Origin of the sequence: Specibacter sp. NPDC078692, assembly GCF_040686835.1 — a bacterium.
Classification (GTDB): Bacteria; Actinomycetota; Actinomycetes; order Actinomycetales; family Micrococcaceae; genus Specibacter.
Window position 1 is genome coordinate 1 of record NZ_JBFBLV010000016.1, and the last position, 14,547, is coordinate 14,547.

General features: G+C 61.7%; 12 protein-coding genes and 1 pseudogene. 11 read left to right on the top strand and 2 right to left on the bottom strand.

From position 1 onward, the window contains the following. Positions 1-34 precede the first annotated feature (34 nt). A pseudogene (locus AB0O97_RS12025) lies at positions 35-1,119 on the top strand (IS110 family transposase). A gap of 62 nt (positions 1,120-1,181) precedes the next feature. Here the strand turns inward: AB0O97_RS12025 and AB0O97_RS12030 are convergent. Next, positions 1,182-2,615, bottom strand: a complete 1,434-nt coding sequence (locus AB0O97_RS12030; RefSeq protein WP_363836763.1) for an NAD(P)H-quinone dehydrogenase — start codon at positions 2,613-2,615, stop codon at positions 1,182-1,184. Between the two features lie 117 nt (positions 2,616-2,732). Here AB0O97_RS12030 and AB0O97_RS12035 point away from each other — a divergent pair, with 117 nt between their 5' ends. After that, entirely contained in the window at positions 2,733-3,539 is an 807-nt protein-coding gene (locus AB0O97_RS12035; protein WP_363838117.1) for a purine-nucleoside phosphorylase, read from the top strand. Positions 3,540-3,628: 89 nt separating this feature from the next. After that, positions 3,629-5,446: a phospho-sugar mutase gene (locus tag AB0O97_RS12040; protein ID WP_363882969.1), complete on the top strand. Its 1,818-nt coding sequence runs from the start codon at positions 3,629-3,631 to the stop codon at positions 5,444-5,446. On the opposite strand, the gene nirD is transcribed toward AB0O97_RS12040, so the two are convergent. Continuing rightward, positions 5,443-5,859, bottom strand: coding sequence for a nitrite reductase small subunit NirD (gene nirD, locus AB0O97_RS12045; RefSeq protein ID WP_363882821.1), 417 nt, complete (start codon positions 5,857-5,859; stop codon positions 5,443-5,445). The genes AB0O97_RS12040 and nirD overlap by 4 nt on opposite strands. A gap of 288 nt (positions 5,860-6,147) precedes the next feature. Between nirD and nirB the strand changes: the two genes are divergently transcribed. From nirB to fmdA, 8 genes are all read left to right on the top strand, one after another. After that, positions 6,148-8,865, top strand: coding sequence for a nitrite reductase large subunit NirB (gene nirB, locus AB0O97_RS12050; RefSeq protein ID WP_363882824.1), 2,718 nt, complete (start codon positions 6,148-6,150; stop codon positions 8,863-8,865). Between the two features lie 11 nt (positions 8,866-8,876). Next, positions 8,877-9,701: a uroporphyrinogen-III C-methyltransferase gene (gene cobA / locus AB0O97_RS12055; RefSeq protein WP_363836766.1), complete on the top strand. Its 825-nt coding sequence runs from the start codon at positions 8,877-8,879 to the stop codon at positions 9,699-9,701. Positions 9,702-9,709: 8 nt separating this feature from the next. Continuing rightward, complete coding sequence (locus AB0O97_RS12060) at positions 9,710-10,873, top strand: uroporphyrinogen-III synthase (RefSeq protein WP_363882827.1); 1,164 nt, start codon at positions 9,710-9,712, stop codon at positions 10,871-10,873. Positions 10,874-10,927: 54 nt separating this feature from the next. After that, a complete protein-coding gene (gene deoC / locus AB0O97_RS12065) occupies positions 10,928-11,635 on the top strand; it encodes a deoxyribose-phosphate aldolase (RefSeq protein ID WP_363836769.1) in 708 nt (235 codons plus the stop codon). 83 nt (positions 11,636-11,718) lie between these two features. Further along, positions 11,719-11,943, top strand: a complete 225-nt coding sequence (locus AB0O97_RS12070; protein ID WP_363836771.1) for a hypothetical protein — start codon at positions 11,719-11,721, stop codon at positions 11,941-11,943. A gap of 296 nt (positions 11,944-12,239) precedes the next feature. Further along, complete coding sequence (locus tag AB0O97_RS12075; protein WP_363882830.1) at positions 12,240-12,899, top strand: AmiS/UreI family transporter; 660 nt, start codon at positions 12,240-12,242, stop codon at positions 12,897-12,899. 28 nt (positions 12,900-12,927) lie between these two features. After that, positions 12,928-13,212, top strand: coding sequence for a zinc ribbon domain-containing protein (locus AB0O97_RS12080; RefSeq protein WP_363836774.1), 285 nt, complete (start codon positions 12,928-12,930; stop codon positions 13,210-13,212). A gap of 50 nt (positions 13,213-13,262) precedes the next feature. After that, positions 13,263-14,519, top strand: coding sequence for a formamidase (gene fmdA / locus AB0O97_RS12085; RefSeq protein ID WP_363882833.1), 1,257 nt, complete (start codon positions 13,263-13,265; stop codon positions 14,517-14,519). Positions 14,520-14,547: the final 28 nt, after the last annotated feature.

The following is a 14,547-nucleotide window of genomic DNA, read 5'->3' on the forward strand; positions in this document are numbered from 1 at the left end:
GCCACCAACCATGTCCATCACAACTGGAAGTACGGTGACCATCTTGACTATCGTCGCGCATTTTCACCCATTTGTCGTAGGCGTTGACACGCACGTAATCATGTTTTCGCTATCCTCGACGCCACCAACGGAGCGTTGCTGGATACACAGTCTTTCCCTACCAGTCCGGCCGGCATCAAACGCTCCATCGCCTGGGTCGCCCGCCGCACCGAAGCCGACGCCGACACCCTGTGGGTCATAGAAGGTGCAGCCTCCTACGGGGCCATCCTGGCCGGCACCGTAGCCGCTGCGGGATACCCGGTCGCTGAAGCACCGCGCATGGATGTGAAGAAGAACCATGGGGTCGGAAAATCCGATGCACTCGATGCCCACCGCATCGGGATGGCAGCTCTTCCGATGGAGGTGGAGAAACTGCGTCGTCCCCGCTTGAACGACGGCACCAGGCAGGGTCTTCGCATCCTGATCGCAGCCCGAAATTCCATGGCCCATGACCGTACCCGCTCAGTCAACGCCTTGAACGCCCTGGTGCGCAGCAATGACCTGGGTGTTGATGCCCGCAGCAAGCTCACCCTCACCCAAATTGGTGAGATCAGCCGGTGGCGTGAGCGTGCTGAAGAGCTCTCCCTATCGATTGCACGGGCAGAAGCGGTACGACTGGCAAGCCGCATTCTGAGCCTGGACCAGCAGCTAAAAAACAACGAGACGCAACTGCAGTCTCTGGTCAAAATCAGTGACGCGGCACCACTGCTCGAAGAGAAAGGCTTCGGGGCGGTAACAGCTGCCACATGCTTCATCGCTTGGTCCCATGAAGGACGGGTCCGTAACGAGGCTGCCTTCGCATCTCTGGCCGGAGTGAACCCCATCCCTGCTTCCTCGGGCAACACCACCCGCCACCGTCTCAACCGCGGCGGTGACAGGGCACTAAACAGCGCCCTCTACATCGTTGCGCTGACCCGCATGACCCACCACGAAGGCACTCGGGAGTACTTCGAGAAACGCCGCGCTCAAGGCCTGAACGACAGAGAAATTCGCCGTTGCATCAAACGCTACCTAGCCCGAAACGTCTTCCGCATTCTCACCGCGTCAGCCAAAAATAGAACCCTTCAAAACGCGGCTTGACAGACATAGAAGAGTCGGGTCAACGTCCCCGCAAGCTCACGGGTCAACGTCCCCGCACAAAGTTACATGTGCACGTGCAGGCGCCGGGCGGCTTCGGAAATGGACCCGGACAATGACGGGTACACGGTGAAGGTATTGGCGACATCGTCCACGTGCAGTTTCTGGGTTACGGCTAGTGCGATCGGGAAGATCAGCTCGCAAGCTCCGGCCCCCACCACTACACCACCAATAACGGTTCCTGACCCCTTGCGGGAAATGATCTTAACGAATCCGTCGTTGACGTTACGCATCTTGGCCCGGGCGTTGGTCTGCAAGGACAGCTTCAGAACGTCACCCTGGTATTTGCCGGAAGCCAAGTCAGCCTCGGAGACACCCACGGAGGCAATTTCCGGGGAGGTGAAGATGTTCGAGGATACGTGGTTGAGCTTGAGCGGGCGCACGCCGTCGCCGCCCAAGTGGGCCACGGCGATGCGGCCCTGCATGGCGGCCACGGATGCCAGCGCGAAGACACCTGTGCAGTCACCTGCGGCGTAGACGTTGGGCGCACTGGTGCGGGAGACGCCGTCGACCTTAATATGACCGGAGGAGGTGACCTCGACGCCGGCGGCTTCCAGGCCAATGTCGGTGGTGTTGGGGATTGAGCCAACGCAGACCAGGCAGTGCGAGCCGGTGATTTGGGAGCCGTCGCCGAGGGTGACCACTACGCCGTCGGCGGTGCGCTCCACGGCTTCGGCGCGTGAGCGGGACAAGACGCGCAGGCCGCGGCGGGCGAAGACGTCTTCGAGCACAGCGGCGGCGTCAGAGTCTTCGCCGGGCAGCACCTGGTCGCGGCTGGAAATCAGGGTGACCTTGGAGCCTAGGCCGTTAAACGCAGAGGCGAATTCGGCACCGGTGACACCGGAACCAACCACGATCAGCTCTTCAGGCAGCTCATCCAAATCGTAGATCTGGGTCCAGTTGAAAATGCGTTCGCCATCGGGCTGAGCGGTGGCGAGCTCGCGTGGGTGGGCGCCCACGGAGACCAGAATGGCGTCGGCCTTGATGACTTCGCGGGTTTCGCCGCGGTCAACTTCAATGGTTCGGTTATCCAGCAGGCGGCCGGTGCCAATGACAATCTTCACGCCCACGGCTTCAAGGCTCCGGCGGATGTCGGTGGACTGCTCCTTGGCCAGACGCATCACACGTTCGTTGATCTGCTTCAGATCAGCCTTGATGGCCTTCTTCGGGTTGCCCTCGGCCAGATTGAAGCTCACCCCCAACTCAGTGGAGTCGATGCTGCGGTTCATGGCTTCAGCTACAGCAATGAGGGTCTTGGAGGGGACCACATCCGTCAAAACGGCAGAACCACCCACTCCGGAACGTTCCACAATGGTCACCTCGGCTCCCATTGATGCGGCCACCATGGCGGCTTCATAACCGCCCGGCCCACCGCCAAGGATCGCAAGGCTGGGAAGGGCAAAGGGCGCAAATACATCCTGATGACTAGTCACAATCATTCATTGTTCCCTAGCCCGCGCCATGCGACAATTCCACGCGCCCTGTGTTTGGGCCGCCGGTGCCGGTATGTTGGTTCCGTGACTACTCAACAGACGCCAGAAAACACTGCCGCGCAGATGCCAGCCCAGACCGATCCCGCCGAGCTTGCCCGCGAGGCAGCAGCCTATATTGCCGAGCACTCAGGCGTGCCGGTGCATGATATTGCCGTGGTTCTAGGCTCCGGATGGGGTGAAGCCGCTGGGCTTATTGGCGAGGTGACAGCGGTTCTGGACGCTGCCGAGGTCCCCGGCTTTTCCGCCCCGGCCGTAGTGGGCCATGTGGCCACACTCACCTCCATTCGCACCCCGGGCGGCAAGAACGTGCTGGTGCTCGGCGCCCGCACCCACTTCTACGAAGGCAAGGGTGTGCGTGCTGTGGTGCATGGTGTGCGCACGGCTGCGGCCGCCGGCGCCACCACCATGGTGCTGACCAACGGCTGTGGCGGACTCAACGAAGCTTGGAGCCCCGGCACCCCCGTGTTGATCAGCGACCACATTAACTTGACGGCAACGTCCCCGTTGGAGGGTGCGACGTTCGTGGATCTGACGGATCTGTACTCGGCCAGGCTGCGTGCCGTGGCCCGCGAGGTGGACCCCACCCTCGATGAAGGCGTCTACGCACAGTTCACCGGCCCGCACTATGAGACCCCCGCCGAGGTGCAGTACGCCAAGCGCATCGGAGCGGATCTGGTGGGCATGTCCACGGCGTTGGAGGCTATTGCCGCCCGCGCCGCCGGCATGGAGGTGTTCGGCATTTCGCTGGTGACCAACCTCGCAGCGGGCATCAGCGCCACCCCGCTGAGCCACACCGAAGTCATCGAGGCCGGTGCCGCCGCAGGTCCGCGTATTTCGGCGCTCTTGGCGGGCATCATCGCCAAGTTGTAGGAGTTCGTGCCCGGTGCGGTTACATTGGTCTCGTGAGACATCTAAACGAAAATCGCTCCGAGTCCAACGCCGCGCTCGAGGTTGAGGCCTTGCAAGCTGCCGCCGGACAGTGGGCTGCCCACGATCCGGACCCGGCAACGGCTGCCCAGCTGCAGGAGCTGATCGCCGCCGCCGCGACCGATCCCCCCGAGTTGGCCGAGCTGCTCGACAGCTTTGCCGGCAATCTCCAGTTCGGCACCGCCGGGCTCCGTGCCGCCATGGGGCCCGGCCCGAACCGGATGAACAAGGTGGTGGTGCGCCGCGCCGCCGCCGGGGTCGCCGCCCATCTGCTGGCCCTGGCCCAGCAGGAGCAGCTAGAGCACAAGGACGCGCACGACGCCGATCCCTCCTCCGTGCCTCCCCTCCCCTACCGCCCCAGAGCAGTGGTGGGATTTGATGCCCGCTACAACTCTCAGGCTTTTGCGCAGGAGACCGCGGCCATCTTCACCGCGGCGGGCCTTGAGACTTTCCTGATGCCAGCGCCGCTGCCAACGCCCGTGCTCGCTTACGCTGTGCGTGCCTTGGAGTGCGAAGCCGGGATCATGGTGACCGCCAGCCACAACCCGCGCCAAGATAACGGCTACAAGGTGTACCTGGGTGGCCGGGCTGTAGCACCGGAGGCCCGTGGAGTTCAGATCGTGGCTCCTCATGATTCCCTGATCGCCGGTCATATTGACGCGGTCGCCAACACCGCTGAACTGGGCGATACCTCTGGTATTGAGATGGCTGCCGATGGTTGGCACGTCCTCGGCGATGCCCTGATTGAGGAATACAAGGAGTCTGTCGCCGGGCTCGTTGACGCTACGGCTTTCCCCGCGCGAGAGCTACGCATTGTGCACACCTCCCTGCACGGCGTGGGCCATGAAACGGCCTTGGCCGTGCTGCACAGCGCAGGCTTCGCCGATGTCCACGCCGTAGCTGAACAAGCCACCCCGGATCCGGACTTCCCTACCGTTTCTTTCCCTAATCCGGAAGAAGCAGGCGCCATGGACTTGGCATTCGCATTAGCCGAAAAGGTCGAGGCTGATCTGGTGTTGGCCAATGATCCTGATGCTGACAGGGTGGCCGTTGGTGTGCTCAATCCAGCGACCGGAGTGTGGCATCAACTCCACGGGGACCAGGTGGGAGCCTTGCTCGGAGCGCATTTGGCGGCAAGAGGTGGCCGCGCCAGAACAGCGGGAAGCGGAACGGAGAACACCGGAACAGCGCAACCAGGCACCCCCGTCTTCGCCAACTCGATTGTTTCTTCACGGTTGCTGAGCAAGATCGCCACCGCTGCCGGATACGGACATGTCCAAACCCTGACCGGCTTCAAGTGGATTTCGCGGGTTCCGTCGCTGAGCTATGGCTACGAAGAAGCACTGGGCTACTGTGTTGCACCAGAGGTGGTGCGTGACAAGGACGGGATTTCGGCTGGCTTGTTGCTGGCGGAAATGGCCGCCTCTCTCAAGGCCGTTGGCCGGACGCTTTTTGATGTTCTGGATGATCTGGCCTTGACCCACGGCCTGCACGCCAGCAACCAAATCAGTATTCGGGTCGAAGACGTCAGCGACATTCACAACATGATGGCCCGGCTGCGCGAGCAGCCCCCCGCCCATTTTGACGGCTCCCCCGTGGCCGAGCTCGCCGATCTGTCGATAGGCACCGACGAGCTGCCACCCACGGAAGGCATGGCCTACTGGACCGATAGCGGCACCCGGGTCATCATCCGTCCCAGCGGCACAGAACCTAAACTCAAGTGCTACTTGGAAGTGATTGTCCCGGTGAGCGGAGCCGAACAACTTGCCGCAGCCCAAGAAGAAACGCAACGTGCGTTGGCCGCCGTGGTCCTTGATGTCAAGGCTGCCCTCGGTTTGGAAAACCTCTAAAGCTCAACCTCAATGGCCCCGGCCACCACGCGAACCGGGAAAGTGTCCAGCGACAGCTCAGGCCTGCCAAAGCACTCCCCGGTGGCCAGCGAGTAGACCTCTTTATGCAGCGGCGAAGCAATCGTGTAGCTGTCGCCGCGGGAGCCCACCACGCCGCGGGCCATGACATGGGAATGCGTGGCGGGGTCCGCCTGTGAGACGGCAAAAACCTCATGCTCCCCTACGCGGAACAACGCCACCTGCTGGCCGTTGATCAGGGCTGCCTCGCCCCACGAATCTTCAAGATCGCCCAGTTTGCATACAGGAAACCAGCGCGACGCCGGGCCCGCCGGAAAGGAGTGAACCGGTGTGGTGCGTGTCGAGACTGTTCTTGACAACAAGGCGGTGCGTGGCATTTCCATGAGCTGTTCCATGAGTGTTCCTTTGATCGATTCGGGCAACTATCAGCAACACTAAAGAGCCCATGTTTCCCCTGTCCGCGGCCCCTGTGACGGCAATGTTAAACCTCGCTCACCGCCGCAGCCCACGTCCCCGTGAGGCATATGTTAACTCCTCGTTACACAGGCGAAACGAGTCAGTAATGGCACTTTCCTAGCATGGAATCACACGTTGACGCCGGCATCTGGCCCATCAAGAGGGCCGCAACAGAGGCCGCAAACACGAGGCCGCCAGCACCGGGCTCCCAGTGAAAGGCCACAGTCATGACGAAATCAAACGAACTGAACACCACGGCGAACGCCAGCCCCAGAGCTGCCAGCACCGAAGACGCCCCGGCCAGCGAGTTCCGCAGCATTGTTGTGGTGGGTGGCGGACCGGCCGCTCATCGTTTTGTGGAGGCAATGCATGCCCGGGGTCACAACGATTGGCGCATCACCGTCCTCACCGAGGAAGCACACCTCCCCTATGACAGGGTGGCGCTGAGCCAGGCCCTCACAGAGGTGAACACCGATTTGTCCTTGGGCGATCCGACCCTGTGGGAGCACCCGGCCATCACACTTGTCACGGGTGAAAAGGTGACCCGGATCGACCCCGTCCTGCGCACCGTCCACACCCTGGCCAACGGCGAGCTGACCCTGTATCCCTATGACGAGCTGGTGCTGGCCACAGGCTCTGACGCAGCGCGGCTGAGAATTCCCGGCGCCGAGCACAGCCACGTCTACCGCACCCTGGATGATGTCTGGACCCTGAACCAGCAGCTCGCCGCCCTAGGCCAAAAGTTGGGCCGCACCGTCAACACCGCAGTCATTGGCGGTGGCTTGTTGGGGCTCGAAGCCGCTGCCGGGATGATCAAGCTCGGCGCCGCCTCGGTGGTCATTAACGGCGGCCGTTGGCTCATGGACACCCAGCTCGACGAGGGCGCCGGGCAGGCTTTGGGCCGTTTAGTGGCGGCCAAGGGCATGTCGGCCACCGCCGGCGTGTACCCCTCCGCCATTGAAACGGACGACGCCGGCCAGGTCACCGGCGTACTCATGGCCGACGGGGCGGTGGTACCGGCCGATCTGGTGGTGGTTGCCATTGGCGTGCGGCCTCGCGACGAACTCGCCAAGGACAGCGACGGCAATGCCGGCCACGGTTTCGAACTGGGCCCGCGCGGCGGCATTGTGATCGATGAAGGCTGCGCCACCACGGTCCCTGGAGTCTGGGCCATTGGTGAGGTGGCCAACTTTGGCGGCATGTGTTTGGGTTTGGTGGCCCCCGCCAACACCATGGCCGAGATTGTGGCGGACCGCCTACACGGTGGCAGCGCCACGTTCCCCGGCTTCGACACGGCCACCAAGCTCAAGCTCTCCGGCGTGGACGTCGCCAGCTTTGGTGACGCCTTTGCCCGCACAGAGAACAGCCTCGAGGTGGTCTACGCCGATCCGGCCCGTGGTGTCTACCAAAAAATCGTGACCAGCGCCGACGCCAAGACTCTCCTCGGCGGCATCTTCGTGGGCGATGCCGCCCCCTACACTTCTCTGCGCCCGCTACTGGGCCGGGAATTGCCGGCCGAACCCGGCGCATTCCTTTCTGCAGCAGGCGGCGGTGACGCTCCCGCCGTCGAACTTCCCGACGACGCCATCCTGTGCTCCTGCAACAATGTCTCCGCCGGAGAAATTCGCGACGCCGTCAACGGTTACGGCAGCTGCGACGGCAATGCGCCGGTCCAGGATCTGCCCGGTTTGAAGGCGTGCACACGTGCCGGCACCCAGTGTGGTTCCTGCGTCCCGCTGCTGAAAAAGCTCATGGAGGGAGAACTCAAGAAGTCCGGAATCACCGTATCCAAGGCCTTGTGTGAGCACTTCGACATGTCCCGCCGGGAAATCTTCGAAGCCGTGAAGGCCCTGGAATTGAACAGTTTCCCCGATATTCTGGCCCGCTTCGGCGTGGACGAGACGGCAAAAACCGGGCGCGGTTGCGATATTTGCAAGCCCACCATTGCCAATATCCTGGCCAGCCAAAACAGCGCCTATGTGCTCGATGAGGGCCGCGGCACCTTGCAGGACACCAATGACCGGGCGCTGGCCAATATGCAAAAGGACGGCACTTACTCGGTGGTGCCGCGCATCCCGGGCGGTGAAATCACACCGGAGAAGTTGGCTGTCATTGCCAAGGTGGCCCTGGATTTCGGCCTCTATACGAAGATCACCGGCGGGCAGCGGATCGATCTGTTCGGGGCACGGCTGGAGCAGTTGCCGGAGATTTGGAAGATCCTGGTTGATGCCGGTATGGAATCCGGGCAGGCCTACGGGAAGTCACTGCGCACAGTGAAATCGTGCGTGGGCTCCACCTGGTGCCGCTTCGGTGTGCAGGATTCCGTCGCCATGGCGATCAATCTGGAGCTGCGTTACCGCGGATTACGGAGCCCGCACAAGATCAAATTCGGGGTCTCCGGCTGTGCCCGCGAATGCGCCGAGGCCCGCGGCAAGGACGTGGGCATCATCGCCACGGCGGACGGCTGGAACCTGTACGTGGGCGGCAACGGCGGCGCCACCCCGGCCCACGCCCAGCTGCTCGCCAAAGACCTCGACGACGCCACCCTCATCGCCTACATTGACCGTTACCTGATGTACTACATCCGCACCGCTGACCGGCTCCAGCGCACGGCCCGCTGGCAAGAAGAGCTCGACGGCGGGATCGCTCACGTCGTGGAGGTGGTGGTCAACGATTCGCTGGGCATCGCCGCCGATCTCGAAGCCGCCATGGGCGCACACGTGGATAACTACGAGGACGAATGGGCCGCCACCTTGGCCAACCCCGAACGTTTGCGCCGCTTCCGTTCCTTTGTCAACGCCCCACACACCCCGGATGAATCCATTGTGTTTGTACCCGAACGCGGCCAGATCCGCCCCGCCACAGCATCGGAAAAGGCAGCAGCCGGCTCAGTCGTGATCGCCACCCACATCCCCGTTCGCAGTGCCACTGCGAACCAGAACTAAAGGTGACTCAGATGCCGCACACACAGCAGACATCCCGCACACCACCCACGTCACGCACCGCACCCACATCACGCACCGCTCGCAAGGGTCGCATCACCCTCGTCGGCGGCGGTCCGGGTCCTGCCGATCTGCTCACTCTGCGCGCCGCCAAAGCGCTGGCCGCAGCCGATGTGGTCTACTTTGACCGACTCGGCCCCACCGAGGATTTGGCACAGTTGGCACCGCGGGCCACCTTCGTGGACGTCGGCAAATCCCCAGGTCATCACAAGGTGCCGCAGGAGGCGATCAACACCCGCATGATCGACGGCGCCCGCAGCGGTCTGCACGTGGTCCGGCTCAAAGGCGGCGATCCATTTGTATTTGGCCGCGGCGGCGAAGAAATGGCCGCGGCTGTGGCGGCTGGTATTGCCGTGACAGTGATCCCCGGCATCACCAGCGCCATCTCCGTCCCGGGTGCGGCCGGCATTCCCGTCACACACCGTAATGTCAGTCATCTGTTCACAGTGGTCTCCGGTCATGCGCCGTTGGAGACTCACGAGTATGCGCATCTGGCCGGGCTGGGCGGCACCGTTGTAGTACTTATGGGCATCGGCACACTCCCGTCATTGGTGGCCGGGCTGCGGCTGGCGGGACTGGCTGCGGAAACGCCCGTGGCTATCGTGGAGAACGGATTTGCGCTGACCCAGCGAACCACCATCGCAACACTCGGTAGCATTGTTCAGGCGTCGGCTAGCTGCCGCAACCCCGCTGTCATCGTGATTGGGGATGTGGTGAACCTAGCTGACCTGACTGGCCTGGCCATCCCGACCGTGGATGCTACTTTGCAAACAGCTTGAAGGATTCCATGAGCGAGACACCACAGCCCCCTTCCGTGCAGCTGGAGCAACCACTGCGAGGTTTCCGGATTGGGGTCACCGCGCACCGCAGGGCCGCAGACTTGATAGACGCGCTGGAACGCCGCGGCGCCCAGGTACAGCACGCTCCTGCGCTGAAGATTGCCCCGGTCCAGGACGATGCCGCCCTGCTCGCCGAAACAGCTGCGGTGATTGCCGCAGCCCCGGACATTGTCATGGTCACTACGGCGTACGGGATGCGTCGCTGGGCTGAGGCGGCCGATGCTGCCGGGCAGGGTGAACAACTGTTGGCCACCCTGGCTACCTCCGCCATTTATGTCCGTGGTCCTAAAGCCCGCGGCGCGGTCCGGGCCGCCGGACTCGATGACGATGGCATTAGCGCCGATGAAACCACAGCCACGTTGACCGATCTGGTCATTTCCACCGGGGTCAACGGCAAAACCGTGGCAGTCCAGGTCCACGGCTACACAGATGTCGCGGCGCTCTCCCGGCTGCGCAAGGCAGGGGCCACGGTGCTGACTGTCACCCCGTACCGCTGGATCAATGCTGAGGACGGAGACAAGTTGCCGCAGCTCATTGAATCCGTGATCAACAAGGAGATCGATGTCCTGACGTTTACCAGCGCCCCGGCCGTCGACGCGGTACTGAGCACCGCCGATGCGCTGGGCCGCGGCTCCGCATTCCGCAATGCACTTCGAGGTGACGGTACCGAAGTTGGTGGCTTGGGCGCAGGCTTGGGCGCGGTGATCAGTGCCGTAGTGGGTCCGGTTACGGCAGCACCTCTGCTGGCTGCCGGAATCACGCCACTTGTCCCGGAACGGTTTCGGATGGGCGCCCTGATCCGGTTGGTGTGCGAGCATCTGGAACAGACAGGGGTGCTGCGCGCCGAGAGTTGCGGCACGGTGTTGGAGGTGCGCGGTCAGTCGCTGCGCGTCGATGGCATTCCGGTGTCGCTGCCACCGGCACCTCTGCAGTTATTGAAGGCGTTGATGACCGGTGACCGGGCCATCAAATCGCAGGCGGAACTCAGCAGCACGCTGGGTCTCGGTGATGCCGAACACTCCCTGCATATGACCATTAGCCGGCTGCGTGCGGGACTGCCTGATCCCAGCATTGTGGAAACCGTCCTCAAGCGCGGCTACCGATTGCGCTGACCAGTTCCTGTGGCACCATGGTGATACACATCAACACGTCGGAAGGTACGCACCATGACATCCACCAGCCCCTTCGCGGCAGGCCAAGCCGGCGATGAACTCGCCCGTTACATTGACCACACCCTCTTAGCGCCCGAGGCCAGCCGCGATGACATCCTGCGGTTGTGCAAAGAAGCCGCCGAACATCATTTCAAGTCCGTGTGCGTCAACCCGGTCTGGGTCGAAGCCGCGAAAAAGGCACTGCTCGGCACGGGCGTACTGACCTGTACCGTAGTGGGCTTCCCCCTCGGCACACACAACACCGATGTCAAGGTATTCGAGGCCCGCGGTGCCACCATGGACGGCGCCGATGAGATCGATATGGTCATCAACATCGCCTCCGCCCGCGCACTGGATCGGGACGCCCTCGTCAGCGATATTTCTGCTGTGGCCGAGGTAGTCCATGAAGCTGATTCGCTGCTGAAGGTCATCATTGAAACCTCACTGCTCAGCGATGGCGAGAAGATTCTCGCCTGCCAGGCCGCTGTCGAAGCCGGTGCCGATTTCGTCAAGACCTCCACAGGCTTCAACGGCGGCGGTGCCACGGCCCAGGACGTTGCGTTGATGCGCGAAACCGTGGGCCCGGATATCGGGGTGAAGGCCTCTGGCGGGGTCCGAACCCGAGAAAAAGCTCTGGAAATGATCCAGGCCGGAGCCACCCGGATCGGCACCAGCTCAGGTATTGCCATCGTCACCGGCGGCGCGGGCGCCTCTTCCTATTAATCCGTACTAAGATCGTGGGTAGATCAACGCGCCGGCTCTTCGGTGCATCCACTCAGCTCCCCTCTTAGGGGGAAGGAGAAACCGTGTCCAACAACGCTTACCGCGGCGAGAACAGCACTGTGCAGTCCGTCGTCTTGTTCGTCATTTTCTTTGCCTTGTTCCTTGGCGGAATCTTTGCTTTCTCGTACTGGAGCCTTGAGAGCTTCGCACACGCGTTTGTGCCGGCCGGCCTTGGCATCGGCCTGTGCTCACTGGCCATCTTCGTGCCCGTGACCATCATGGGCCGTTCAGACTCCGCAGGCGAGTAGCACCGAGACCCCGGCGGTCGAGCCTGTCGAGACCAGAGCTCGTCGAGACCAAGTAGCAAACATCTGACCCGCAGTAATTGGCGAAAGCCACTTGCTGCGGGTCACTTGTTTAAGATCCGCTGCAGCGAAAGCCAACATTCGCTCTTAGCACACGTACGCTGCACTCAATGCACGCCACGTCATATTTGTACTTCAGTTTGCTGAATCAGCTCTTGTAGTTGCACAAAATCGGCGATAGTGTATGCGTCAAGGCCCCGTAATCGGAGTCATTTCACTGCCTCTCCTCCCTATTCGTCATGCCGCAACAGCGTCGGAAGGACATCCCGGTGGGTAATGTTGGTTTACTCTATGTCGGTGCAGTTCTGTTCATAAATGGGCTCATGCTCTTGGGAAAAATCCCTGGCAAGTCCGCCGCTGTCTTTAATTTATTCGTGGGCGTTATGCAGATCGTGTTTCCCACGATCATCTTGTCCCAAGCAAACGGTGACCCAGCAGCCATCTTCGGCGCTTCGGGCCTGTATTTATTTGGCTTCACATATCTATATGTAGGCATTAACCAGATTTTCAACCTTCCAGGCGAAGGATTGGGCTGGTTTTCTCTTTTTGTGGCCGTCGTTGCGGTGGTCTTCGGGGTCCTGCAATTCACTGCGATTAATGACCCCGTCTTCGGCGTCATTTGGTTCATTTGGGCCATACTATGGACGCTCTTCTTCCTGCTCCTGGGGCTGGGAAAAGACTCGCTGAACGATTTCACAGGCTGGTTCACCATCATCGTCGCCCACATCACCGGCACCATCCCGGCGCTCCTGCTGCTGAGCGGAAATTACACCACCGGTCCACGCGAGGCCATCACCTTGGCGGTGGTCGGAGTCTTTGCCCTCGTTGCATCCTACGCACTTTCTCGTCGCACCAGCCACAAACCAAATGAAACCAGCACAGTAACTCAAAACGCCTAGCGTCCGGTCCTGTCAGAGAGGATAGTTCATGCCGTTGTACGACTTCCAATGTCCAGAAGGAACTGTTTTTGAAGCCGCGTTCACCATGGCAGCAGCCCCCGAATCCACGGCGTGCCCCAAATGTTCCCAACAGGCTCGACGTCGGATGAGCTCACCTAGGCTGTCGATCGCCAACTCGGCTGAATTCAAGCTTATTGACTCAACCAAACGAAGTGCACACAGCCCCGAGGTGGTGACCGGGCTTTCCCCTGCAACAAAGCGGGCAACGCGCTACTCGCACAACCCCTTGCACCAAAAACTTCCGCGCCCCTGAAAGGACGCAGATTCCCACTACGTACTGCATCGATAAGAAGGAGAAGTACCATGCCTGAAGTGATATTTCCGCTCGATTCGACCAAGAAGTTCGAGGATCAGGAAAAGCAAGGCCATAACCGTTGGCACCCTGAGATACCGCCGGTAGCCACGGTCAAGCCTGGCGACGTGTTCCGCGTGGATTGTCGTGAGTGGTTTGATGGCGCCATCAAGAATGACGACTCCGCCCAGGACATTCTTGATGCGCCCCTGTTGACGGTGCACAAGCTCTCGGGGCCATTCGCCGTCGAGGGTGCCAGGCCGGGGGATCTGCTGATCGTTGACATCCTGGATGTCGGCCCCATCCCGCAGGAGGACAGCGGGCCTTTGGCTGGGCAGGGCTGGGGTTACACCGGCATTTTCTCCAGAAACAATGGTGGCGGATTCCTCACCGACCAGTTCCCGGATGCGTACAAGGCAATTTGGGATTTCACCGGTCAAGTCGCAACGTCGCGGCACGTACCGGAGGTCTCCTTCGAGGGCCTCATCCACCCTGGACTCATGGGTACCGCCCCGTCGGCAGCACTTTTGGCCAAATGGAACAAACGCGAGGGTGACCTCATCGCCACCGATCCGCTCCGTGTCCCGCCGCTGGCTCTCCCGCCGGAGGCAGAGCACGCCGTATTGGGCGGTGTGCCGGCCAGCGAATGGGGCAGGGTTGGCTCCGAGGCCGCTCGTACAGCACCACCGCGTGAAAACGGTGGAAATCAGGACATCAAGAACCTGTCCAAGGGGACCCGGATCTTCTATCCTGTATTTGTTGACGGCGCGAACCTGTCCCTGGGCGACTTGCACTTCTCCCAGGGTGACGGCGAAATCACATTCTGCGGCGCCATCGAGATGGGTGGTTTCATCGATTTGCGTGTGGACATCATTCGCGGCGGTATGGACACGTACGGTGTCTCCGAGAATGCCATCTTCATGCCAGGGCGAGTCGAGCCACAGTTCAGCGAATGGATCGCTTTCTCCGGCACGTCAGTCACTTTGGACGGTGAGCAGCGCTACCTGGATTCGCATCTGTCGTATCAGCGGGCATGTCTTCACGCCATCGACTACCTGACGAAGTTTGGCTACGCTCCGGAGCAGGCCTATCTGCTCCTCGGTGCAGCTCCCATTGAGGGCCGGCTCTCCGGCGTCGTTGACATCCCGAACTCCTGTTCAACGGTGTACCTGCCCACGGCAATGTTCGACTTCGACGTCCGCCCGTCGGCGAGTGGTCCACATCAGATCAACCCAGGAATGGGGGCGCCGAGGGCGCAGAACGCCTAAGCGTACGCTCACTGAACCGCAGCAACTG

Excerpts from the sequence above, each read along its gene's own strand:
- nirB (WP_363882824.1), top strand. The coding sequence starts at position 6,148 with ATGACGAAATCAAACGAACTGAACACCACGGCGAACGCCAGCCCCAGA.
- nirD (WP_363882821.1), bottom strand. The coding sequence starts at position 5,859 with ATGGAACAGCTCATGGAAATGCCACGCACCGCCTTGTTGTCAAGAACA.
- AB0O97_RS12035 (WP_363838117.1), top strand. The coding sequence starts at position 2,733 with ATGCCAGCCCAGACCGATCCCGCCGAGCTTGCCCGCGAGGCAGCAGCC.
- cobA (WP_363836766.1), top strand. The coding sequence starts at position 8,877 with ATGCCGCACACACAGCAGACATCCCGCACACCACCCACGTCACGCACC.
- AB0O97_RS12080 (WP_363836774.1), top strand. The coding sequence starts at position 12,928 with ATGCCGTTGTACGACTTCCAATGTCCAGAAGGAACTGTTTTTGAAGCC.
- AB0O97_RS12030 (WP_363836763.1), bottom strand. The coding sequence starts at position 2,615 with ATGATTGTGACTAGTCATCAGGATGTATTTGCGCCCTTTGCCCTTCCC.
- AB0O97_RS12075 (WP_363882830.1), top strand. The coding sequence starts at position 12,240 with ATGCCGCAACAGCGTCGGAAGGACATCCCGGTGGGTAATGTTGGTTTA.
- deoC (WP_363836769.1), top strand. The coding sequence starts at position 10,928 with ATGACATCCACCAGCCCCTTCGCGGCAGGCCAAGCCGGCGATGAACTC.
- AB0O97_RS12060 (WP_363882827.1), top strand. The coding sequence starts at position 9,710 with ATGAGCGAGACACCACAGCCCCCTTCCGTGCAGCTGGAGCAACCACTG.
- fmdA (WP_363882833.1), top strand. The coding sequence starts at position 13,263 with ATGCCTGAAGTGATATTTCCGCTCGATTCGACCAAGAAGTTCGAGGAT.